General features: G+C 46.5%; 23 protein-coding genes and 5 tRNA genes. 12 read left to right on the forward strand and 16 right to left on the reverse strand.

Annotated features, from left to right (window positions below):
- Positions 1–7: 7 nt before the first annotated feature.
- Positions 8–1,045 (reverse strand): hypothetical protein, encoded by a 1,038-nt coding sequence (locus tag HYW89_01115; protein ID QQG45522.1) that lies wholly within the window; start codon positions 1,043–1,045, stop codon positions 8–10.
- A 35-nt stretch (positions 1,046–1,080) separates the two neighbouring features.
- On the opposite strand from HYW89_01115, the gene HYW89_01120 reads away from it, so the two are divergent.
- On the forward strand, positions 1,081–1,278 hold the full coding sequence (locus tag HYW89_01120) for a hypothetical protein (GenBank protein ID QQG45523.1): 198 nt from the start codon (positions 1,081–1,083) through the stop codon (positions 1,276–1,278).
- Here the strand turns inward: HYW89_01120 and HYW89_01125 are convergent.
- The 4 genes from HYW89_01125 to HYW89_01140 all read right to left on the reverse strand — a co-directional run bounded on the left by HYW89_01125 (position 1,275) and on the right by HYW89_01140 (position 4,988).
- Positions 1,275–1,706, reverse strand: a complete 432-nt coding sequence (locus tag HYW89_01125; GenBank protein QQG45524.1) for a hypothetical protein — start codon at positions 1,704–1,706, stop codon at positions 1,275–1,277. The genes HYW89_01120 and HYW89_01125 overlap by 4 nt on opposite strands.
- A gap of 216 nt (positions 1,707–1,922) precedes the next feature.
- A tRNA-Thr gene (locus tag HYW89_01130) sits at positions 1,923–1,994 on the reverse strand.
- 102 nt (positions 1,995–2,096) lie between these two features.
- Positions 2,097–3,428, reverse strand: coding sequence for a hypothetical protein (locus tag HYW89_01135; GenBank protein QQG45525.1), 1,332 nt, complete (start codon positions 3,426–3,428; stop codon positions 2,097–2,099).
- An 81-nt stretch (positions 3,429–3,509) separates the two neighbouring features.
- Entirely contained in the window at positions 3,510–4,988 is a 1,479-nt protein-coding gene (locus HYW89_01140; protein QQG45526.1) for a proteasome accessory factor PafA2 family protein, read from the reverse strand.
- Positions 4,989–5,118: 130 nt separating this feature from the next.
- On the opposite strand from HYW89_01140, the gene HYW89_01145 reads away from it, so the two are divergent.
- Both HYW89_01145 and HYW89_01150 read left to right on the forward strand, forming a co-directional pair.
- On the forward strand, positions 5,119–7,305 hold the full coding sequence (locus tag HYW89_01145; GenBank protein ID QQG45527.1) for a penicillin-binding protein: 2,187 nt from the start codon (positions 5,119–5,121) through the stop codon (positions 7,303–7,305).
- A 72-nt stretch (positions 7,306–7,377) separates the two neighbouring features.
- Positions 7,378–8,634, forward strand: coding sequence for a hypothetical protein (locus tag HYW89_01150; GenBank protein ID QQG45528.1), 1,257 nt, complete (start codon positions 7,378–7,380; stop codon positions 8,632–8,634).
- 12 nt (positions 8,635–8,646) lie between these two features.
- Here HYW89_01150 and HYW89_01155 read toward each other — a convergent pair whose 3' ends face one another.
- From HYW89_01155 to HYW89_01195, 9 genes are all read right to left on the reverse strand, one after another.
- Complete coding sequence (locus HYW89_01155; protein ID QQG45529.1) at positions 8,647–9,477, reverse strand: hypothetical protein; 831 nt, start codon at positions 9,475–9,477, stop codon at positions 8,647–8,649.
- A gap of 243 nt (positions 9,478–9,720) precedes the next feature.
- On the reverse strand, positions 9,721–9,957 hold the full coding sequence (locus HYW89_01160; GenBank protein ID QQG45530.1) for a hypothetical protein: 237 nt from the start codon (positions 9,955–9,957) through the stop codon (positions 9,721–9,723).
- 303 nt (positions 9,958–10,260) lie between these two features.
- Entirely contained in the window at positions 10,261–10,971 is a 711-nt protein-coding gene (locus tag HYW89_01165) for a class I SAM-dependent methyltransferase (protein QQG45531.1), read from the reverse strand.
- A gap of 111 nt (positions 10,972–11,082) precedes the next feature.
- The gene (locus HYW89_01170; GenBank protein QQG45532.1) at positions 11,083–11,301 is read right to left on the reverse strand and encodes a type II toxin-antitoxin system HicA family toxin; all 219 of its coding nucleotides are present in this window, start codon (positions 11,299–11,301) and stop codon (positions 11,083–11,085) included.
- Entirely contained in the window at positions 11,302–11,553 is a 252-nt protein-coding gene (locus HYW89_01175) for a type II toxin-antitoxin system HicB family antitoxin (GenBank protein QQG45533.1), read from the reverse strand.
- 796 nt (positions 11,554–12,349) lie between these two features.
- Positions 12,350–12,420 (reverse strand) — tRNA-Gly (locus HYW89_01180).
- Positions 12,406–13,020, reverse strand: a complete 615-nt coding sequence (locus tag HYW89_01185) for a DedA family protein (protein ID QQG45534.1) — start codon at positions 13,018–13,020, stop codon at positions 12,406–12,408. Before HYW89_01185 ends, HYW89_01180 begins: the two co-directional genes overlap by 15 nt.
- Entirely contained in the window at positions 13,017–14,468 is a 1,452-nt protein-coding gene (gene gatB, locus HYW89_01190) for an Asp-tRNA(Asn)/Glu-tRNA(Gln) amidotransferase subunit GatB (protein QQG45535.1), read from the reverse strand. The genes HYW89_01185 and gatB overlap by 4 nt, the downstream gene beginning before the upstream one ends.
- Before the next feature lie 60 nt (positions 14,469–14,528).
- A complete protein-coding gene (locus HYW89_01195; protein QQG45536.1) occupies positions 14,529–15,818 on the reverse strand; it encodes a PDZ domain-containing protein in 1,290 nt (429 codons plus the stop codon).
- A gap of 669 nt (positions 15,819–16,487) precedes the next feature.
- On the opposite strand from HYW89_01195, the gene HYW89_01200 reads away from it, so the two are divergent.
- The 3 genes from HYW89_01200 (at position 16,488) to HYW89_01210 (ending at position 17,552) form a co-directional block, all read left to right on the forward strand.
- Positions 16,488–16,562 (forward strand) — tRNA-Glu (locus HYW89_01200).
- A 1-nt stretch (position 16,563) separates the two neighbouring features.
- Positions 16,564–16,872 (forward strand): hypothetical protein, encoded by a 309-nt coding sequence (locus HYW89_01205; protein ID QQG45537.1) that lies wholly within the window; start codon positions 16,564–16,566, stop codon positions 16,870–16,872.
- Between the two features lie 188 nt (positions 16,873–17,060).
- Positions 17,061–17,552, forward strand: a complete 492-nt coding sequence (locus HYW89_01210; GenBank protein QQG45538.1) for a hypothetical protein — start codon at positions 17,061–17,063, stop codon at positions 17,550–17,552.
- 315 nt (positions 17,553–17,867) lie between these two features.
- Here HYW89_01210 and HYW89_01215 read toward each other — a convergent pair whose 3' ends face one another.
- Complete coding sequence (locus HYW89_01215) at positions 17,868–19,430, reverse strand: hypothetical protein (protein ID QQG45539.1); 1,563 nt, start codon at positions 19,428–19,430, stop codon at positions 17,868–17,870.
- A 133-nt stretch (positions 19,431–19,563) separates the two neighbouring features.
- Between HYW89_01215 and HYW89_01220 the strand changes: the two genes are divergently transcribed.
- Complete coding sequence (locus tag HYW89_01220; protein ID QQG45540.1) at positions 19,564–20,475, forward strand: hypothetical protein; 912 nt, start codon at positions 19,564–19,566, stop codon at positions 20,473–20,475.
- Positions 20,476–20,650: 175 nt separating this feature from the next.
- Positions 20,651–20,722 (forward strand) — tRNA-Val (locus HYW89_01225).
- 117 nt (positions 20,723–20,839) lie between these two features.
- Here HYW89_01225 and HYW89_01230 read toward each other — a convergent pair.
- Positions 20,840–21,385 carry a 2'-5' RNA ligase family protein gene (locus HYW89_01230; GenBank protein QQG45541.1) on the reverse strand — a complete coding sequence of 182 codons (546 nt, stop codon included), beginning with the start codon at positions 21,383–21,385 and terminating at the stop codon, positions 20,840–20,842.
- Positions 21,386–21,557: 172 nt separating this feature from the next.
- On the opposite strand from HYW89_01230, the gene HYW89_01235 reads away from it, so the two are divergent.
- From HYW89_01235 to HYW89_01250, 4 genes are all read left to right on the forward strand, one after another.
- Positions 21,558–21,914 (forward strand): hypothetical protein, encoded by a 357-nt coding sequence (locus HYW89_01235; protein ID QQG45542.1) that lies wholly within the window; start codon positions 21,558–21,560, stop codon positions 21,912–21,914.
- A gap of 208 nt (positions 21,915–22,122) precedes the next feature.
- Positions 22,123–22,194: transfer RNA gene (locus HYW89_01240), tRNA-Val, on the forward strand.
- Between the two features lie 429 nt (positions 22,195–22,623).
- Positions 22,624–22,938 (forward strand): hypothetical protein, encoded by a 315-nt coding sequence (locus HYW89_01245; GenBank protein ID QQG45543.1) that lies wholly within the window; start codon positions 22,624–22,626, stop codon positions 22,936–22,938.
- Positions 22,939–23,047: 109 nt separating this feature from the next.
- On the forward strand, positions 23,048–23,716 hold the full coding sequence (locus HYW89_01250) for a hypothetical protein (protein QQG45544.1): 669 nt from the start codon (positions 23,048–23,050) through the stop codon (positions 23,714–23,716).
- Positions 23,717–23,735: the final 19 nt, after the last annotated feature.

Consider the following 23,735-nt stretch of genomic DNA (forward strand, 5'->3'; position numbering starts at 1 on the left):
GCGTGCACTACTCCTTGCCATCGGCCGCCTCCCCTTGCTGAACGGCACCTTCTGCCGTCTGTTCCCCACCAGCTTTTGCTGCGGGACCAACCGCCCTGCTTCTTACCCGCGCCTCAAGTTGCAGGCGCCCGGAAGACGCGGGCCCCAAGACGCGGGCACATTTTTCACGCAACTCTGTATCCGCCAACTCAAGACGTTCTACAAGTTCACGACCTGCTACAGGACGCTTATTTAAAACCTCCATCACGTCAACTGCGGCCATCAGGGATTGATGCGAACTCTCAACCGTCTTTATCAGCAACTCACCCGCAACAAAAACGCCTCTACCTGCCCCAAGCGCGGCCCTAGCAGCCTCGCGATGCGCGGTGATACTTGGCTTCAAGGTGGCAAACTCAACGTACATCGCTATCACCATATGTATGATGCCTAGAATCTCATTGCTTACCGAACTTAATTTCCGGCTTGCCTTCTCCAGAGCGGTTTTTCTTCTTTGCAGACTAGCAAGAATCATTTGAGCAAAGATGTCTTTTTCTTCTTGGTCCATGTTTTCGCCGCGAAGTCTAAGAAGTTCAACCACTTCCGGATCAATTGCCAAACCCATTTTATTTGATTCATCAAGACTGTACTTAAAAAGCTCTTCCTCGTCCCAACCACCTTCTGTGGCATCTTGAATGACTCCAGCAAGACGTTCCTTTTCTTCTGCATTATTCATTTCTACATACTTAATATCCAAGGCGCTCTCCTGAAGACTGTTGGCCCACTCTCTTATCACCTGCTCTGCCCCCACCAGCGGATCAAATCTGTTATCCATAAAACCAAACAACAATTTTTGAACCTTTTTGATGGGTATCAAAGCCACCACACCTTCCATCACGCCCCTTAAAAAGTCCTCGGCCGAAGACGGCTCTGATTCCATCATCTCTTCCAGACGCTCTGGCAACTTCTCTCTTTGTTCGTTAGCTGCTCTTACCTTCCTAATTATTGCTTCAATGCTGCGTCCGCCTTCTAAACGATCTCGTGTTTCAACAACTCCGCTGACTGCCATCTTTGCCTCCGTACGGCTTGAAGCCAGTGTAGACTATGCTGTTTAGAGTATACAACCTCTACAAATCTATGTCAAGTTTAGCGTGGGGGTTTATCAAAAATTCCGCCACGCCCTCGCTTGCCTGCCCGTCCGAATCCGTCAGCTGGCAGAGAAGGCTGGACGGCAAATCCTTTGAAAAGTTAAAAATGGAAACGGAGCACCATAGGGTGCTCCGTTGGAACTGCTCCGTCTAATAACTGCAGTAACGCTTCTCGCCGAAGCGTTCCTGCGGATAACTCCGCAGGCACTTCAGGGTCATCAGGTTCCTCTGGAAGACTGCCAGCACCGCCGACACGGAGTCCACGTCTTCGAAGTTGAAAACGAGGTCCGTGTCATCAAGACAGGCACCAGTGATGCGACGCCCGGTCGTGCCTGCCTGCCGGGACATCTCGAGCGCCCGCTTGAGCGCCCGAATCCCGACCCTGTTTTCGGCGATCAGCTTGGAGAGGGGCTGATCGCCATTCGGGACGACGTACCCGAAGGCATTCCGCCCTCTCTTCACGTCCCTGCAAAGCGAGTCGGCGGTCGCCGCCTCGCTCGGGTGGTGGGCGAAAACCGGGGTGGCGAGGGCCATCACGGCGAGGAACACCACAGCGAGAACGACGATGAACTTCAACCTCATGGGAACCTCCTCTCGTTTGATTGCCGCAGCGGTATGCTACGGCAACAAAGAAAAAACTAACCTCTTAACTCCCTCTTTGTTGCCGTAGAATATAGCCTATTTTAAGATACTTAGTAGCTAACTCAATAGTAACATAAATGTAGAAAAAAGTCAAATAAATTAGCCTACCCCGGGACTTGAACCCGAAACCCATTTACCCCGTTAGATGTGCCAATGAGCCGGTGGTCGGATTTGAACCGACGACCCACGCTTTACGAAAGCGTTGCTCTACCACTGAGCTACACCGGCACATCTAACGGGGTTGCTCTGCCATTGAGCTAGGTCGGCATTTCTAACGTTCCTGCTAAACTGTCAAACATCGAACATGTCAAACATTGAATGTCTGACATATCAATTGTGATTAAGGGCTCCTTCAGTATAAATATTAGCGGCGTTCCAAAGGAGCCACCCGTGCGGCTCTGCTTTTTCTGCGGCTTCAACTTGTTTACGAATTTTCTCAACGCCCCATGGCCTACCAGCGACCCTATCTTCTTCATGGAAAAAATCTTCAAGCCACGGACGGAGACGCGCCCGGGAACGGGGAGTAGAACTTGCGGCTAGAGTTATTGCGGAAGTGGCCGGAGAAAAACCGTTAAAGGTGCTCGTGCTGATTTTTCCATCAAGAAAATCTCTGGCAAACTGCAGCGAACGATATACCACAACGTCGGGATTTTTGCGGGCCTGCGACACACTAAAATTAACGACCGGTAAATTCTTGTCCGGGTCGGCCTGAAGATAAAGTCCGCTGTAGTAGTGTGAAGGGTAAACCATAAATGATACGTAGTCAAAATTGTCGCCGATGTCATCTAGCCGCTGACCAATGCCCACGTCTCCGGCCCGAATCGCGGCGTACCCAAAAAGATCTGCCGAAAGTATTATATCCGGTTTGTGGGCCTTAAGATTTTTATTTAAATACTCAAAAAAACTTTTCATAACCGAGTACTTGGGGGCTTTTCCGTCCCAAGCAGGATAAATAGCATTCTCTACATCGCCGTCCGAAGGAAACCTTAAATAGTCAAACTGCAATTCATCAAAACCCAAATCAATTATTTTTTTAGAAAAGTCCGCAATATACTCGCGCGCGCCCTGATGAGCAGGATCCAACCAATAGCCCCCGCGTTTATCGCGCCAAAAAACCACATCCGGTTTTTTACCCTCCGGACTTTTAGCGCGGAGATATTTTTTTCTGCCGCACTCATCGCCAACCGCTTTAGGACTTTTTCTGGTCAGGTACCAGTCGGGGTGCGTTTCAATCTGCGAGGCATCTTTGAAAGCAACAATCCGCGCAATAACCCAAATCTTTTTTTGATGAAGCTCCGCAATCAATTTTTTTAAACTTTCGGCGTTATAGTCAGGCCCGCAGACTTCTTTAACGTCAATCACAAGACCGTTGATCTCTGTCTCGTCAGCAAGCTCAATAATTTTCTTGCGAAGCCGTGTACCCGCAACACCCTGATCATTGGCCACGTCTGCTGTCATATAAAGTCCCTTGACGGTTTGGGACTTTTTAAGGGCTTCGGCCAGTAATTCTGCGGAGGTTTTTTCTTTAGCGGGCTGCATACCGGACGTCAAAATCCCACCAGCCAAATTGCCTATAAATATTTTTGGTGCGGCCCAGTAAATAGTTAAGGCGGCGGCACCAACTATGATTCCCGTGCCAAGACCCATCAAAAACCTATTCATGGCTTAAGTATACTTAAAGGAAACAAATTTAAAAACAGCCCCGACGTTACGTCGGGGCTGTTGATCATATCAAACGTCGGGTCAACCAAGATCGCCCTGCAGTCTTTTTAACCTCTTGATGTCTCTTGCTACGAGCTTATGGCTGCCCCGCAAAGAACTGGACACCGGTATGCTCCTACCTTTTACGCTAAATAAACCCCAATCATAGTAACCAGAGAGTCCGCTTCTGACCAAGGCCGTAATGTGACGTTTACGAAGCTCGGCTCTCGGAGCAGCCCTGTGCTCCCATAACACTTCACGCATCTCCTCATCCGAGAAAGGATCACGGCCGCCCAGACGCGCCTGCCACATATTATAAATACCGACCGGACTTATATCATGGTAGGCAAAATCAAACATACGCGCCCGGAAATCTGAATAATCAGACCTTTCCTTGCGACAATAATTATCCAGTAGCAGACGCTTTAAAGACCAGTCAGTATCATTAGCATACGCCTCCGGGTCGGTTCCTGTCCTAATAAGGTTGTGGGCATGTCTAAGAGTTCCCCTGATCTTATCGGACGTGTCTGTCGTTTCTCCTTCATAAAATTTGCGTAAAATCTCCAGCCACTCCAAAAGAACTTCCCGCATACACCACTGGCCGCGTCCTTTAACAACTGTTTTTGCTCCAAGTGACGGGTCTAAAGAAAACGTCCGCAGGGCGTCATAAGGATCCTCTAAAAGCGGCAGGCTTGATCCTACGGGTCCTTTTTCAAAAAGAGAAAGAAAGACGTGCATAAGTGTCACCCGTAAACGAAGCGCTTGAGGCAACATGTTAGGGTCCCCAAGAGAAAGATGCAAACGCGTCCTGCCTTGAGGACAGTCTTCCCTTTCATTTTTAAAGTCAATAGATGGATGTCCACTCATCTCACCGTGCCAATAAACAAATGGCTGGCGCATAAGTGCACGGGGAGAGATAACGTACTGCCACCCCAATCCGTCAAGATTCACTAAACCCCCTCCTCCAGCTAACAGCTGTCTTGAAACCAGAAGAGAAATCAAGGCTTCAAAAAATAATGGATGTTTCTGGTGGATCGTCAAATCATATCTGGTTTCGTAATTCTCATGCGAGCCGCGGAAATGGATTTTTTTGGACTTACCCCTGACAGCGTCAGAGTTATTCTTTGCAATAACCAGTGTTTTAAATTGCGGATTTTGTGAACGGAGGACTGGTTCTATGGCCTCACGCAGCAGATTAATAACCCGCTCGCCGCCCTTATCTGCCCGTACAAGCTGCTCCACGCTGCAGCACTCCGGCGTAGCGTACTCAACGTTGCCGGCATCAAGATAAAGCGCGCCGCCGGTTGAACCTAACCAAAAGTCTTTTCCGGCGTCCCCCATCAAAAAAAGTTTCTTGACTGCGGGTGGACAGCCATCGTCTGCAAGAGAGATAATCTGATGTACTGGTTTAAAAAAATACATGTCCACCTTTACCATACTTGAAAACCTGTTCTTGTTGTTTTTTGTACGTACTGCGGTCAGGCTATACTCGGTCTCAATACCCATGGGGCGACGTTTCATCCATAACCCTAACTTAAAGATCTACGACAACTATAACAGGTCTATGCAGAAAATTAACGTTGACTTGGGAGAGAAAACGGGTTATGCTGATTTCAAACCAGCTCTTTAAATTTAGACGGACGGAGGTCGTGTGGCTCGGTGGCTAAAAAAAATATTTCTGGGGATAGGCGGTATAACTATTCTGTTTTTTCTGGGCTTAGGTGTGATCACACTGCTTCTTTATCTAAAGGGGTTTTTTGAATCGCCTAACCTCTCACGCCTTCAAGATACGCGTGGCGCCAGCATTGTTTATGACTCGGAGGGCAACGCTCTAAAAGAATTTTGCTTGTATTGTCGCGAAGTAATACCGCTGGAGGATATGGGGCTTTTTCCAAAACTTGCGGTGGCGGTTGAGGACCGACATTTTTGGAGTTTCTGGAGAGAAATTTCGCCCTTTGATTTTTTGGCGGTCCTGCGCGCGTTTTGGCATAACCTGAAAGAGGGCGGCATAACCCAAGGCGGATCTACTATTACCCAACAACTGGCACGCATTCTTTTTGCAGAAGAGGAGCTGGAACGTGAATGGGAGAGCGGAAAGTTATCCGACAAACTTTGGCGCAAGGCCCGCGAAGCGTATCTTGCCACCATTCTGCAGTGGCGCATAGACAGGAAAAAAATTCTTGAGACCTACCTGAACACCGTATATTGCGGCAACAGCAGATACGGCGTAAAGTCATGCAGCCGGTTTTATTTTGATAAAGACCCCAAAGATTTACAACTCATTGAGGCCTTAACCGTTGCCGGTCTTTGGAGGAATCCCAACGCGTCGCCATTCCACGATGAAGAAAAAGCACTTAAACTTAGAAACCGCGCGCTGCAGCAAATCGCTAACCAAGACCTCATCAGCGAAGAAGAAAAACTAAGACTGGAGCGGGAGAAACTTCCTACTAAAAAAACCAAAGATCCGTGCTGGAGCGCTCCGCACTTCACGGAATTTATCAGACGCCAGATTATAGAAGAACAAAAATTTGTTGATCAGGGAATAAGGGTTTACTCTACTCTGGAAAACGGATGGCAAAAAGCGGCTTGCGAGGCGTTGGAAGCGTCGCTGGAGGCCATGAAGCAAAGAAACCCGGAATTAAAAAACGATCTCTGGGGATCCGCCTTTCTTATAGATGTGAGAACGGGGGCAATTGAAGTCTGGGCACAATATCCTACGTTCAAAGAAAATGAATTTCTACTGAACCAAAGTGCACGGCAAACCGGTTCTGCTTTCAAGCCCTTTTTTTATGCCGCCTGGATTGCGCTGCGAGGAGGAAGACTTAGCCATCAAGATGAGGGGGAAGGACCGGCAGAGTTGGATGACTCCTATATGTCTCACGACGGAAAATCAGCTATTTATATACCAATGGGCAGGAAAAAACCTCCGCATTTTCTGCAAAACTTCCCCTATGAGGGTCTTCCGCGTTATATAGGCATTACCGAACCAATAAACTGTATTGCCCAATCCCGAAACGTATGCACCTTGAGCGGCATACGGGGTGTCCGGGGCTCAAGAGTTTTGTTTCGGCATCGCATCACCAAGGAAGAGTTAATAGAATTTTCTTTGGGGTTGGGAATAAATTTCCCGGTGATATCACCAGAGACAGCTATTCAGCAAGGGATAGCAACCGTTGATCCGGAACTGACCAAACATCTTGGAATCTCCCCCTACACCATTGACCCGGGTCTTACTCTGCCCATTGGGTCAGTAGAGGTATCGCTTTGGGATATGGTTAAGGCCATGGCGGCTCTTGGTGGAAACATGGTTGAACCCTATGCAGTTGGAAGCGCTTACGACGCCTCCGGCAAACTTATTTTTGAGAAAGAACTGGAAGCGCCGTATCAACCACTGGACGATGAGACAACTTATGCCATAATACGGGGCTTACGTTCCACTGTTGAACTTCCTCACGGGACCGGAAAAAAGGCCAAGGAAGAACTTAATTTTCAGATAATGGGAAAAACAGGAACGGCTAACCGCGTAAATCCCGAAACCGGTGAGGTGGAAACAACAGATAACTGGTTTATCGGCTGCACTCCTCAAAAGTGTATGGGGATCTGGATCGGCCGTGAAAAAAAGTTGCCCCTGAAAACTACTTTTCAGAACGGCCAGAAAATTCAGGAGACTGGCGGACGCAATGCTCTACCCATATTCATCAAAACGATGGGGACTGTGTACGAGACAGAACCTATAGAGAATTTCCCGGAAGCAACCGATCCGCTTAAACCGTTTCGTCCTTCGGAATATAAATACACTTATGAAAATGGGGCTATGCCCGAAAACAATGATTATTAAAAGGTCTGGGTTGCCAGACCTTTTTATACTGATATAGTATATGGAAAGCTTGAGAACTTGGGGTGGCCAAAGATGTTCGGAGCACTATGGGTAAAACTTCTTCTGTCGCTCGTTTTTGTTTTGTCCGTGGCCACCGATTTACAGGCCTCAACTTATTCGGTCCTTGAAAAAGTTAAAGAAGCCAAGAACGTGCTCGCTCCCTATCAACCGAGATTTAAACTTTTATATACCAACGCCCCAAAAACAAAAAAGAAACGTACCCAAAAGAAAATTCCTTATGCGCTGGAAAGAGAAGTTGCCCTGATTGGTCTTAATATGAAAGACGGAACTCTGCGTAGATTTGATTTTAGCGAAACCGTAACGCTTGACCCCAAAAAACGACCAAAAGTGACACCGCCGCAAGTCATTGCCAGCAACGACGAGTGCGCAGTTATCTGGCGCGGGGGTTCACGGTGGGGATACAAAAGAAATCTACTGCTTGACTGCCAAGGCCAATATTTTGTGGTTCTCCGTATAATGATGCCTTCTTACCGCTCCGAGCCAACAATAATAACTGGTCAAAAAAGCGGAAAAAGGAAATGCGTTTCTGGCCCAAAGCAAATTATAACTGGCGCCTACAGTCCTTATGCGCCAGAACTTTATCAAAAAGATCTGGTTCGTGAAGGACGGCTATACCTTGAATCAGTTATTCTGAAAGCCCTGCAACAGCTTTCTGCGGCATACGTTCGTTCCAAAACACCGCAGGAAGAATACTTGAGTGAAACCGCATCGTTAGAACTTCTGCAAGCCCTGTTAATCAACGAGCATATGGACAGTGAAGAATTTTTAGCGGCCCTAAGCGTGAAGCCGCTGGTAGAAAGTTATTGGGTGGAAATCGCACTTAATAAAGAAGGAACGCATGGCTTAAGCGTCTCGCCTGCTGACGCTGTAGGCATTGCACAGTTTATTTGCCCAAGCTATGCGGAAGACCTTACCGCTTTCCCCGAAGCAAAACTTGATGCCGCATTTCTTCGGGGGATGCGCGATCACGTAAACGCAATAAAGGCCATGGTGGTGCATATGGACTTGGACGCGGCACTGCGCTGGAGCCTCAAAACAAGATCTTTTTGCGGCATGCTGGCGGAACGCATGGAAGAATGCAAGGCGGTTTCTTATTTTGCCGGCCCCAAAAAACTTCATGCAGTGGTGGATGCGCGGAGCCAACTCTGGGATACGCGTGGAGTAATAACAAAGGGTAAACGTAAATTTTTCCCCCCGCAACTTGGGGAACAAGCCCTTATTTATCTTCAAAAATTCCGCAAAATCAGAGAATATCTTTTAGAGACTTAACACAAAAAGCCCTTAACGACGGGGCTTTTTCTTTTTGATTTTCTTCTTGGAAATTTTTGGAACCTGTTTCTTGTTAGAATTTTTATCTAAAGACACCAACTCTATTGTCCACGCTTCAGCGTTGTACCACGGAAATACCATAATATGGAAGGCGTTATTTAACATCTCTTCCGTGGCTTCAATCACTCCCAGTTCTTCTTCAAGCGCAACCAGAACGCGCCGCAGCCATCTGACTTCCCCCTCGCTCATGGGAAGTTTGGAGATGTCGAAAGCAGCGCCGGTGGTATGAACCGAGCGCCGTTCCGGCGTTTTACCGTCAGCATCTGATATTTTACGCCGCAGGAGGCGTACCTGATCCTTCTCAGTTCTGACGATAGACGTTATTTTCAGCGACTTGCCGGAAGATTCAGCAAAAAAGCGTCCTGCTAAATCGTCCATAAAAGCCTTGGTAAAAGGCAGCGCAAACGGCCGCAGCGTCTTTCCTTCAAGGTAAAAACCGCGGTCCCACAACGGTATGCGTATAAAGACGCCTTTTTGCACAAGAGCAGCAAGCATTTTAAGATCTTTAACCCGCGGCAGTTCATAAAAATCAGCAACCTCGTTCTGCCAAGCCAGCGATTTGTCTGATCCGCAAAGTATCTGCGGCTGCCCTCTGCATTCTTCTTTAGCATGTAGTACTCCTAAAAACAGGCTGAATAGCGCTAAAACGGCAAGGGCGACAATGCTTATAAACGGCGCGGCGCCGTCCCTTTTCCCCAACTGCAGGAAAAATTTTTTTATGCGCGGCCACAGAGTGGACTGCTCGTTGTCTTTTTGTTTGGTGCCCGTTTTTAACCTTATCATTCTCCCCACCTCGTTGTCTCCCCGGCAGTGTTTGCAATAAGCGCGGCTCGCATACGGGTAGTGACATACGCAATAACACCCCCATTCGGTCTTACTGCGTTTTTTGGTTAAATATCTCAGGGCGGCATAAGCAATCAGGGATGAAACCAGCAACGCCAGCCATCTCAATATACCCACCCTCCTTTCTTCGCCGCATGGAACTGAAATAAAAAATAGCACACTAGTGCTATTTTGCAATATGGTTTATGTTTCGTCTCGGGGGTAATAATCTTTCAGCTTTAACTTGTACTGATCACATTTTCTTTGCCATGCGCCAGCCAGTTTTCCAAGAGCCGAAACATTTATCAGCAGCACCTTGCCTAGTTTAGGAACGTGAACCTTAACGTAACTTGGGCAAACGTTGATAATAACTATGTCTTCCTCCGTAAGATTTTCGTAGGGGAGTTCGTCAAAATCGGGCTGTTTCGGCCTTTCCGGCATATTCCTTCTCCTCTCGTGAGCTAAAATAGACGTAGCACACCCGTGCGACTTTTGCAAATTTCGGTTTTCTTTCTTCTGACAAGCGGGCCGCCCGCCCATCTTTGATGGGCGGGGCGAGCCTCGCTCAACTTGCAAAGTAAATTGAGCGGGCCGAGTTTTGGATAAATCCCGTTAGAGATGCGGAACGTAATGTTCTTTGTGACATCAATAAGAATGGCGGAGTGCTTGTATCAACCGTTTCAGTACTGCATAAATCTCTAACGGGATAAATAAATACCGCTGGCAGAGCCAGGCGGCACAAATTTAGTACATGACCCACGAACTGGCATAGTCCTTAATGTATTTTTCTTGCGCTGGTGTCCATGGTATGATCTCTGCCGTGCCCAGAGGAGTTTGAGGATTTTTTTGGAAGGCTGCATGATAAAGATGCCAATCGTCACTATTGATTAGTCTACCGCATTGCTTTATTAACTTTAGCCGACCTTCTGCGATGAGTTCCTTTTCAATTCGCTCCATTATGCTCAATGCATAACATGGAGTTAGCTGGATGATGACGATAAGCACTCCTCTATTTTTCAAAACTCGGAATGCTTCTTTGGTTATCTCCCACTTTGTTAGTTCACTTATACAAATTTCTTGTGGATACGGCTCACTACGCGGAGTAGTACCGGGGGGTGGAGCAGAAAAAACACCAGAAATGATTACAATATCAACGGACTGATTGGGAAGACACAATTTTCTACCATCGCCAAGGACGAAGTTGATACAGACCGACTTGGGGGTCGAGCCGATTTCGGTCAACTGTTTTAGCCGTTCAATGGCCCTCTGGATTGAGTCTGCATTTTTGTCCAAACAGATAAATCGATTCTCTGACGACAAATCCACATATTCGTCTATAATTGGGGTTATAACTGGAGCATACTTATCCGGGTTGGAAAGGCAAAATGAACGGACGATTGGCCAGGGATTGGCACCACAGCCTATATCGAGAATAAGCTTTTTTTGTTGAGTCATATCCCCACCTATAAATGATACTCAAACTAAAATAGCACAGATGTGCTATTTAGTCAAACGGCACAAGCGGGAACCTGTTTTGCAGAAACAAATGGTTGGTTGGTGCCGAGTTTATAGGAAATCTAGGAACTGTTTTAACTCCAAACCCGATTGTGTAATGATATGTTTTAATGTCTTCCGTTTCAAATCTTTGTTATGATACGGAACTGTCACGCCGACCCTACCTTTAATGTAAATCCGATGGCTCCCTTTTTGACGCTCAAATACAAAACCCGCTCTTTCCAGAGCGACTATAACCTCTCTTGGTTTAAGAACGGGCGATTTAGGCATCTATACCTTAACTTCAATCGGAGCAATAACCGCGCCTCTGGTTTCTAGCGGAATTTCTGTGTTCTTTTTCTCCATAACTTCAATGTATAAACTGGCAGCCTCTTTTATATTTTCTGCCGCTTCCTCAAAAGTATCCCCTTCCGAAATGCAACCAGGTAATGCGGGAATGGTTGCAGTAAAACCGCCAGCTTTTTCGTCCGGCTCAAAAACGGCTGTATATTGATATACTTTTTTAATTATTTTTCGCTTCATTAAATTCATTATACCCGGATTTGGTGTGGTGTCAACAACTTATTTTTTTGTACCGAGTTTTGGATTTATCCCGTTAGAGATGCAGGTCATATCCTTAATGCGAGCTTAGCGTGAAAAGCTATTTACCACTTGGTAATTTTCGGATTTGCACTTAATTCTCTAACGGGATTTATGCAGTACTGAAACGATTGATACACACACTCCGCCATTCTTACTGATGTCGCAAAAAACACTGCATTCCGCGTCTCTAACGGGACAATAAAAAAGACCCCCCAAAGGAGGTCATTGACAATTGATGATTATTACAGGTATGGGGGGCGGGTTTTTCGCTATTTCTTCCCGTATCTCTCTACAAAGTTGTTTCCTTTCCTCTGGAGTCATTTGTTTCATCAAGTCATTCAGTTGGTTCATCATAATATGCAATGTCGCCAACCTATTCGCCAAGTCTTCAACAAATGCCTCATAATTTTTATCTTGATCCGCAAAAGGATATACATATGCAGGACCCAGAAGAATTGTCGACAAAAGTAGTATGGCTAATAGTTTTCTGAACATTTTTCCTGCCTCCGTAGGAACACGCGTTAATTATTGCATATCCATGAATTTATGTCAAGCGGTTCCGCACATTGACCGCCTATAAATAGAAACACCGCATCTATGCAGTGTTTCTCACTTTCTATATTCATTCTGTTTTCTTTCTAATAATAATGTAGCTTTTCGTTTCCGTTTATATACTTTAATGAAAGGGAAGTCAGACTTCCCCTCGTCTTCACTCGGTGAACCGAGTTTGACTCGGAGCGGGATACCAGAATCGAACTGGCGCCCTTTCCTTGGGAAGGAAATGTACTACCACTATACCAATCCCGCATTTTTGTTGTTTTTGATAAACCGTATGACAGCGTAAAAAATTATTATAAGACCAATAATTGCAAAAACCGCATGCTTTATCTCGCGAACTTCGGTAATCAAATCAAGGCCCGAGCCCAAGAAGTAACTCACGGAAACAACTGCGCCCACCCATACAATTGAAATCAGTACGTCATAAAACAAAAACTTGGCGAGATTCATGCGAAAGTGTCCGGCCATCATGGGAACTATCATCCGGATAGAAAGCAGGGGCCGGCTGAAAAGCACCACCCGTTCTCCGTAGCGATCAAAATAGTGTTTTGCTTTTCCCAGAAGATGCGCCGCAAAGGGGACACGATTTATAATATTTTGCGAGAGCCAGTCGCCAAAATACCGGCCCAAAAAATACCCCACTATATCGCCCGCTATAACTCCCAAAAACATAACCACCAGCACGGCCCAAAAATTTACAAAACCAAGATAGGCAAGATATCCGGCAATAAGCAAGGCCACCTCCTCCGGAACCGGCAAAAAAACAGATGATAAAACCGGCAGCAAAAAAAGCACCACATAAAGCGCGGAGATGGACTCCAAAGGCAAAAATGCAAGCGCAAAATTCATAAAAGTTTTTTCAGAACTTCCTGAACTATTTTAGGATTTGCTTTTCCGCGCGATTCCCGCATTACCTGTCCTACCAGAAACTGAAGCGAGGCCCCTGTTCCTTTTTTATAATCTTCCACTGCTTGGGGATTTTCTTCAAGAATATGACGCGCGATATCTTCAAGATCGGATACGGCCGAGAGCTGCCAAAGGCCTAATTTTTCAATAATATCCGAGGGATCTTCACCCGAACTAAACATCTCTTCCAAAACTTGCTTAGCCGCAAGATTGGAAATTTTATCTTCGGCAACATAACTAACAAGTTCAGCAAAATTTTCCGGACTTATTCTTGTATCAAAAACCGAGGCCGCGCTCTTCCGCAATATCCGCAAAAAATCGCCGGTTAGAAAAGCGGCCGCCAGCTTCTCCAAATTTTTCCTTGGTTTCTCCGGGGTTTCAACGTCGTGCTGCCGCAATTCGCTAATCACCTCTTCAAGGTAGTCGGCAAACGCCTTGTCGCGCGTCAAAATCTCTATCATGTCTCTCTCCAAACCATATTCTTTGGCAAAACGCTCTCGCCTAGCCGCGGGAAGTTCAGGAAGCAATAAGCGCAGCTTTTCTATTTCCCCTGATGATATTTTAAGAGGCGGGAGGTCCGGCTCCGGGAAATAGCGATAATCGTGCGCTTCTTCTTTGGAGCGCTGGGGAAAAGTCTCATGCTTATTTTCATTCCACCCCCGAGTTTCCTGTTTTATTTTTTCTCCTTTTTCCAAAAATTCGGTCTGCCGTTCTATTTCATAATCAACCGCATCGGCCGCAAATTTAAAAGAGTTTATATTTTTAATTTCAACTTTGATCCCGAGTTCGGCATCTTGCTGATGCATGGAGATATTTACCTCAACCCGCATCTGCCCTTTTTCCATATCTGCGTCCGATACGCCAAGATAGCGCAAAATTCTTTGCAGTTCCTCGCCAAATTTCCTGACCTCCTCACCCGAACGAAAATCGGGCTCTGTGACCAACTCCATAAGCGGCACCCCAGCGCGATTAAAATCAACAAGCGACGAGCCGGTTTTTGTGTCATGGATTAAACGGCCCGTGTCTTCTTCAAGATGTACGCGACGAATCCGAAACTTTTTTCCATCAATTTCAAGATGCCCCCCGGTCACCAACGGATATTGGTATTGGCTGATTTGATAGCCCTTGGGTAAATCCGGATAAAAGTAATTTTTACGGTCAAACTGGGAAAACTCCGGAGTATCTCCGCCCAAAGCCAAGCCAACCGTACGTACTTTCTTTACCGCCTCCTCGTTTATCACCGGCAGAGTCCCCGGATGCCCCATACAAATCGGGCATATATTTATATTGGGGTGTTTCTCGTTCGGGTCATTCAGCGAATAACAAAACATCTTGGTTTTGGTCTTCAACTCCGCATGGATTTCCAGACCGATTACCGCTTCATATTTCATATACTTAAAGTTATCACACACTTGCGGTTTGAAAAAGACCGCTGAGCGGTCTTTAAAATTCTAATGCTTACCCAGTTCTTCACGCAGATATTCCAAGGCCTTCTCAAAAACAAGGTCTGGTTTCTTGACTCCCTTAACCGCCGCCCCGCTGGCTGTCTCTTCCCGCACCACTTCTACGTCTGGCCCAATTCCTACTCCTTCTGGTGTTTCGCCGTCTTCAAAATAATAATGCGCAATAGTAAAATGTAGAGCTCCACCATCTGATAAGGACTGAACTGTCTGTACACTTCCCTTACCATAAGTTTCTGTGCCAAAAACCATGGCGCCCCAACGCTGAAGTACGCCGGCCACAATTTCAGAGGCCGATGCGGATCGCTCATCAACCAAAATCGCAATTTTCCAATCAGCATATTTTCCATATCCATCTGCACCGTATCTGAAAATTACTTTATCATCGCGATCTCGTCCTTCCAACAGGAAACTGAAAGATAAAGGAGAGAAAAGTTCTAAAAACTGAAACGTTACTCCTAGATTGCCGCCCGGATTACGGCGGAGATCAACGATAATGGCCCCAATGTTGCGGCGCGCAAATTCCTCAAGAACCGGCACAACCTCTTTAGTTACTAGCGGCACGCTTTGAAAAGAAGTAATTTTAATATAGCCTATACCAGATTCTACTTCACGCGACTCAACTTCTTTTGTCACCACTTCTCCTCGTACTATAACAACGGGCGGCAGTTTTTTATTGCCCCGGATCACCTGCAGCGTCACTGGCGTATCTTTTTTGCCGCGAATAAGGTTAACTATTTCCTGAGTGGATTTGCCCGAAAGCGGCTCTAGAGCATTGATGTTCTCCCCCACTGCCACAATTATGTCGCCCTCTTCCAAGACGCCGCTTTTCTCCGCCGGACCCCCAGGAATTATGTCGTTCACAAAAACACCACTTCCGTCTTGGGTCAAAGAAAACTGAATTCCTATTCCGTAAAAAGGATCTCCGCGCATTTGTCTTATGCTTTCTTTATACTCGCTGGGGGTTTCATAACGCGCGTGTCGGTCAAACTTAAAACAGCTCTCAACCACAAAGTTCTCTTTTAGTCCCGTACCCTTTGGAATTTCATAACGTTCAAAGGCCTTCTTTAACACACATTCGCGGAACTCCTTTAAATCCTCCGCACTCGGTTTATAAAATGATTGCGTTCTAATCAGGTCAGTAATTTCTCCCAGAAGTCCTCCCCCGATTTTTTCAGGTGCCTCTTGAGCAAAAGTGCTGCGATATCTGGGGGAGAGAGATAACCCAGAAACTAAAGTCGCATAAAGGAGAAAAATTACGCCAACCAGCAAAACTTTCATTACCAAATGTCTAGGCTTGCTTATTAACATCGGGGCACCTTTCGCGTTTCAAACATCCGTTTCTACCTTATTATTTTCAGTCCCATTATGTCAACTGTTTACGGGGGTCTTCAATCTGTGGTATAAATTTCTTGTGTCTTACTTGCCCGGAAGCGACCAGTGCCACGGGAAGAGATCAAAGCAATCGTAGCCATGGTTGCCGACGACTTAGCCAGAGTCACTAAAAACTTCACGCAATCAGGAACCATAACTCTTTCGTTTTCCCAAAGACAGACGCTTCAAATAAACAGGGAAGGGTTTTGGGCCATACTGCGAAGTGAAATCCGCCAACGAAACTCTCGTTTACATAAGACACTCCAACTACGTTATCGCTGCGGAAAAATATTATTTTTGGGCAGTAAAGACACATGAGCCGCCGTCTTCGGCGGTTTTTAGATACATGAAGCTTCACGGGCAAGCCCGTGGTATCCACGATGTCACGGTCAAGCCTGCGAGCTTGCCCGTGAAGCGAAATCCCGCACCGAAGACCACCATTCATCCACGGGAAGTCAGACTTCCCACGGGTAAGTCCGTGGTCTTCTGGTGCGTGGATAAAAATCTTAGAAGCGCTTTTTGTTAAGATCAGGGTTGGGTTGAAATTTCTGCTCAAATAAGTAAAATTAGCCTGTAGGCCTCATCGTCTAGCTTGGTTTAGGACACGGGCTTTTCAAGCCCGGTACCCGGGTTCAAATCCCGGTGAGGCCGTATGAAAAAGGAAATTCCATCGGGTGAGAAATTGTATGAAAAGTATATAGAACACCAAAAATGGGCGCGCCAACGGGCCGCCGAATTGGACGTGAATTTAGACGACACAAACGCACCGCAACATTTTGTAGTTATCATCAGAGATGCGCAGGGAAAAGAAATTCAAAAAGTATTCTTGCCGCTCCGGGAAAATATTACTATAGAAAAAGAACCGGCTCCTGTGCCGCTAGAAAAAGTAGTTGAGGCTATCAAAAAATATCCTAATCTTCCACTAAAAGAAGCGGTGCAAAAAATCAAGGCGGACAAATAGCTGAAGGTGGGGGGATTTTGGGCGCATAGCTCAATGGCATAATTTTTTCCTTGACATAGATATAATAATGTATTAAAATGTAAACATGCTGTGCAGGGGGTAACTTCATGAAGCTCATTTTTTGCTTGGTCTGTTCCGATACGGAAGGGTAATGGCAAATGAAAATTCTCCGGATCTGCTGGGGGTTGATGTTAACATTGATAGGAATTTTGGGATGGGTAGCCCCGGGACTTCCCGGATGGCCTTTTGTCATCATGGGTCTTTCCACGCTTTCGCGCGAAGTGCCGCTAGTGCGCCGACTCATGCGAAGAAGTATTGTCTTTTTTGGACGCAATTTCCCCGGGCTTTACAAATTCGGCCAGAACGCAAAATCCAAAATAATAAATGCGGTGGACAGCGTCTTTGCTTATCTTGAAAAAATGGGAGAGCTTGCCAAAAATCTTTTCTGGTGGGGAATAAGTATTGCTGCCGCCATAGTCCCGGTAATTTCTCTTCACCTTTTTCTTGAAATACGAGGTTGGGAACGGGAGTGGATAACTTACGTCCTGGTAGCGCTGGCGCTTGCTACAGGATATTTTACCGGAAAGTACTTGGCAGTACGTCTCTGGCAATGCACTTGTATCTGTCACAGTTTCGGATTTAATCGTTTCTCCTGTGCCCACTGCAAGGCAGAGGTCTAAGATATGAACTACTCGGCAGCAAGCTGCCGAGATTATATTTGTAGAACCCCGTCACCAATTTTGCGGGATGACGGATGGCGAAGCGCTTCGCCCGTCAAGGGATGTGCCTATTCGGCACGCGCGCTTCGCGGTCAACATCCATGGCCGTCTATTTCCGGCCCTTTTCAGTATACAGAGGCAAAATTGGTGAGGGGTTATCTTTCGTTTCCGCCATTCATCGCGGCAGCTTGCTAGCGCGTTTTCTGGCGGACGAAAGATAAAAAAACAGCTCTGGAAATTTCCGAGCTGCTTTTGTTTTAACGCAATCCTGTTTCCCTAGGGAAGGGAAATTTTTCTTACTAATTTTATCTCCGGAAGTGAGCCAATTTGGGCAATAACTTCGGGACTTAGCTCACCACGATTTATACTCACCACGGCACAGGCCTGATTAGTCGTCGGATTGTTTCCGCTCTGCATCCGGGAGATATTTAAATTCTGCCCCGCCAAAACCCCAAGGACTTTGGCAAAAACTCCGGGGACATCTTCATTTATAAAAACCAGGAGCTGACCACCAAGAGGCGTACCGCCGACAACATAACCATTTACGCTGACCAAAAGCGGCACCCCTTCGTCAACTCGTCCCACAGCTTCAACCGCATGGGAACCCCGAATAAACCGAAGACCTATTTTCTTTTGCTTCTCTTCTTTTACAAAACTGTGGCAAAAAAATCCTCGCTCTTCGGCCGCCAAGGCCGCATTCACATAGCCTACTTCAAGAGTGTCCCTAAGAACTATACGCTCCAGCACTCCCCGTTCTTCAGCCGTAAAATCTCCTTCAAAATAATTCTCAATCCCATCGCCCACTCCACAAAATTGTCTAAGAAATCCGGTCAGGCGCTTGGCGAGCAACCGGTATGGGTCAAGGTGTCTGAAACGTTCGGTTTCAACATACGGAGCATTGACGGCATCACGGATAATACCCTCTTTAAGATAAAGAATAAGGGTCTGGACGATATTTTCTCCAATTCGTTCTTCCGCCTCCTCGGTCTGACCGGCAACATGGGGCGTAACAATAATGTTGACCCCGCGATCTTGTAAGATCTTAATTGTGTCGCATCTTGTCTTACACAATGGTTCTTCTTCAAAAACATCCAGTGCCGCACCCGCCAACCTTCCATCGGCAAGATGGCGCAACAGCGCCTCTTCGTCCACCACGCCGCCACGAGAAGTGTTTATCAAAAAGGCCGATGGCCGCATTTTCTGGATCGTCTCGGCATTGATCAATCTGGCGGTTACGGCCGTAAGCGAAACATGAACGGTTATAACGTCGCTTTCCTGAAAAAGGGTGTCAAGATCAACCCGACGTATTCCACCCTCAAGCACCGGCACCACGTCATAACCCAAAAGGTCAACCCCAAAATTTTTCAGCCTTTGCGCCACCAAACGGCCAATTCTTCCGCAACCAATAATACCAACCTTTTTTCCGCAAAGTTCTCTCCCGACAAGTGAGCTTTTTAGCCAGTGCCCATTTTTCAGTTTACTGTCAGCAAACGGAATACGCCGCAGGAGAGCAAACATTAGTCCGATGGTGTGCTCGGCAACCGCATTTTCGTTCCCGCGGGGAGCGTTGCAGACCAGAATATTTTTCTTGGTTGCAGCTTCAACGTCAATATTATCTACCCCAACCCCCGCGCGTCCGATAATCTTTAAACGCTCGGCTAATTTCAGCACCATGGCGTCAATCTTGGTCCGACTCCGGATAATCATCCCGTCGTATCTGGAAATTTTTTGACAAAGATCATTTGGGGAAATTGTCGGCAACTCATCCACTTCCAATCCTGCTTCGCGTAAAACGGCTGCGGCATTGGCCGAAACCGCATCAGCAATGAGAATACGCACGTTGCCTTACCCCTACTTGTCAAGAATTTTATTTAGCATAGCGGACTGCGGACTGCCGCGCAAGGGAACGATTGACACCCCCTTCCTTATATAGTAAGCTCCCCCACAGCACGATTAAACTACAGGTACATTGGTGGAAGAGGTCCCGAAATTCATACAACAAGGGTTTCCGGTCCAGTTTGCGCGAAGCCGTGGGCGTAAAAAAGAGTGGTCTCCTTTTCCCTTTAGGCTTGAGTGGCAAACCGGGCTTTGGTTTGAACTTTTTGAAAAACATATTGAATTTATTGTGGGCGACATAGAACGCGCGAAGGCCGCAGAAAAACTAGTTGTTTATCTAAGTTGTCCCATTTCCAGCCGCGGCGGAGGATGGAGCCGGACCAACATAGAAGTTGCACACCATACCGCCCAACGCCTGACTCAACAGTGGGGCAACAGATTCTGGATTTTGAACCCTACGCTTTATCAGCTGGAGTCACGTGAAGGCCGGGGCCTTTTGAAAAGGCATGCCCATCTTCTTTCTTTGGAAAAAGGACTGAAGCACGAAATAGACATAGACTCGTTAAATAAGCTCTCGCCCCCGCGCGGTGGTGACTATCTCCGAATGTGGCTCCGCATACTTACGGAAGACGGAGAAAGTAATTTAGGCGGCCGCTTTGACGCTTTTTACTTCCTAGGATCATCCGATGTCTGGAATTTTTTTACTCATTCTGGAAAAGTAAATGTTACTGACGGTGTAGAGGACTACTTTGCGCGACAATTTGCGCGCGATCCAGAATTTCGCGAACGCTTTGGCGAGTCTCCGCATGCTCCAACTTTAGCAACGGATTTCTTCCGTTACTATACAATAAAGGCAAGCTCACATTTTAGTCTCGGCTCACACGACGAGTACAACATTTGGCGAATCTTAAACGAACTTCGCTGTGAGGAACTGGGCCTCGCCGCTCAAATTCCTGGGTATTTTGACGGAAGACAACTTGGTCTGGGCGCCGCAGAAGTTCCGGTAACCCGCGGTTATGAAAAAACAAAATCGGAAAAACTCGCTTAAAGCGAGTTTTAAATTGCAACTGATAAATTTTCATGATACGTTATTAATACTCGCAGAAGGCGCAGGGGGGCGTTTAGCCCCGACGCCTCGACTTTACGTCGGGGGTCGGGGCCTGCCTTCCCATCTTTGGACATACACCCACCCCCCCAAGTTAAAACAAATTCGTTTGATACAGGGGCGTATAGCTCAATGGCAGAGCGTCTCTTTGACGTAGAGAAGGTTCAAGGTTCAAATCCTTGTACGCCCATTTCAAAGGTAGGAGGGTGAAGCAGAGCGTTACATTGACATTGTAAGGGTCGCAGGTTCAATCCTTGCAACGCCCACTACGCAGTGCTTAATCGAACAAAAAGAAAATCACAATTATTCATCGTGATTTTTGTTTTCTTTTTTTGAATAAAAATTCTTTTCTCAAAATCCACCGCCCATCTCTTCTTTGAACACAAAGATTAACCCCGTCAACAGTAAAAGTTCTTGTATATCGAAAACCTTTTAATTCTTTTTTATATCGTTGGATGTTTCGTTCCGTATCTTTGGAGAGGGTTATGTGCGGGTTGTATTTTGAAAAAGCCCAATATGTGCTTCGAGCCCCCATCCGATGTTTTTTCTGGACAAGCTTTTTAAGTAAGCTGTGAAGCCTTTGTAATTTTGCGGGACAACTTGATTTTGCGAAAAGAACTCTGTTATCAAACCAGCCCAGTCCATCAATTCGCATTCGAAATGGTCCGAACTCCTCAAGGCAGAGCGTGATATCTTTTATCAGCGGTATCAAGCCTGCTCGTAAAACAAATGGCGGAACAAGAGTAATATGTGCGGATGAATGCGAAATTCCACTCGGATTATATTTTTTGCGGTAACCATCAAGTTCAAGAACTATGTTTTTGGGGATTCTCACGGTAATTAGTAAACGCATTTTGTTTTCCTTTTTTAGCCTTTTCAAATAAGATATGTTAATATAAACATATTAATACAGCGGTGGCAAGTTTAATACATGGGAGGATTTATAGCAATTTCCCCACATAATTATTTGGTAATTTTTGTGACAAGGTGCGTATATATTCGGTTAATGACCCATTAAGTCCACTATGCAAAAATCCGAACATGTACCATCTGAAGAAAACAGAGAAGAACCGACGCTCGAGAAACTTGATCGCGCGCTGGAAGAAGAAGAAGAACATCTTAAAGAATTCCCAAACCACGGAATCCATTTGGGAACTATGGAATTGCTGCATATCTCCAAACACTCCCCCGAACTTAGTAAATTTTTTGCCGATGCCGAAGAGATATTAGAGCTTGACACTACGACAGCAGCACGGCTTAGAGATCTTGAAGAAAAATATTTAGCCTGTGTCATTACAGGGAAAGAAATTAAGGAGCTGGAAGAAAGATTTTTACATCCCTACTATCAAAAACTACAAAGGGAGAAAAGTGGGGGTGTTTAGCCCCGACGCCCCGACTTTACTCGGGGGTCGGGGCCCCGACCGCAAGGCGCGTCGGGGTTTAACCCTCCCATCAATGAACAGGTTCGCTACGAAACAGAGTTTTTAGACGACCTCTTGGTAAAACGTCATTTATTCACTCCGTTAGATTTATGGGTGCTTAGCTCAGTGGTAGAGTGTCTCGTTTATTCACCCCGTTAGAAATCAAGCTGGGCAGTTAGTTCAATGGCAGAACGTCTGTTTTACACACAGAAGGTTGTAGGTTCGATTCCTACACTGCCCAAATTTCTAACGGGGCAGGCCGAGAAGAGCGGGGGTTCGAATCCCATCATCTTCTTAGACAGAACAAAATTCTCCCTTGCGGGGAATTTTGTTCTGTCTTAAATGCGTGGGGAATCGAACGGGGAGCAAAGAGTGAATGTCTTCACTCTTTGCGAACCCAGGATTTTGCCGAGGGTAAAAAGCAAAAGATTTTGCTTTTTACGGGCTCGCTACATTCACAGCGCGAGTTTACGAGCGTATTGTGAAAGCGAACCCCGGGTTTGCTGAAGAAGCAAACAAAATCGATTCCCTCAACGCCCATCCCTGATTGTCGGCGCGAATTTTTCCGAAGCGAGGGCGGCGGCGGGCATTCCGCCCCCCAACCCCCTCCTGCCGCGCCGTCCTCGCTCTGTCTCTTGACTCAATCGCTTTAGTTTGCTAAAGTGGCGGTGTGGACTGGAAAAGCAAAGAAAACAAGAGGTTAATTCAAGCAGTCCTGGCTCTCAAAACAGACGACGAGGCCAGACGATTTTTGCGTGATTTGATGACCGAAAAAGAAATTGAGGAGTTTGCTAAACGATTGAAAGCCGCCGAAATGCTGACGGAAAAAGTACCATATTCGGTAATCGAAAGTGAAACCGGCTTGAGTTCTACTACCGTTGCTCGTGTTGCAAAGTGGTTGAACGGAAAAGAAGGCGGCTACAGAACAATTATCAGCAAACTTCATCATCACAACTCTATCCAAACACGGAGAGGGTTGTCTTAATGTATTTTTTTTTTCGCATGAAGCTAACCCCCTCCGTAATTGGAGGGGGTTTACGTTTGCCTACCCATGACAAAACGGCAAACATAGTTCCTTAAAAAAGGAGGAAGCAATGGAAAACATCTCGCTGGTTCGGTACTCACCTAATGGTGGCGAGCACGAACTCACGGCACAACTCGTGGAGTGCTACCGTGATGTGTTCGCAGATGGGCCGTGGCACGAATGGCTCAAGTGTCCGCAGTGTCAAAAATATTGGGGTACGAGAGATAGAAGTTTTCTTGCCTCAAACAGGTTTCGCCACTGCAATACGCCACTCGTGGACTTCTGGCCACGCGAACAAGTAGTTTGCGATCTTCATCACGAGATTACACTAGAAGCTTCATGTTGGCTTGCCATAAGCAATCTCTCGGTCATCGGTTTTTGTTGGGGTTACCCAATAACCATCATCGACCTAGAAGCAAAGCTTGGCGTTTCTTTCGGCGCCGAACTTGCATACGAACCCACGGAGCTGGTCGCATATCAGGATGAAGTAGGCGTCCTTTCTGCCTATCGTGGGCGCAAAATAGCAAAAGCGATGGTCACGCGCCGTCTCGAGGACTTTCTTGCACAAGACTTGAAAGTTGGAATAGTCAGAACGAGGCAGAGCCCGGAGTCTTCCGAAACCTTCTTGTGGTACACCAACAAGTTGGGCTATCGTATTCTTGCAAACTATCCTGGCGAAGACGGTAGAGTAGTTCTGGGTCGCAACCTCGATGGCCTCAAAGAATTGCTCGCTCCCTAACGCAACAGCCTTGCGTGAT

This window comes from Candidatus Sungiibacteriota bacterium (genome assembly GCA_016432465.1).
Taxonomy (GTDB): Bacteria; Patescibacteriota; Minisyncoccia; order Sungbacterales; family HO2-52-23.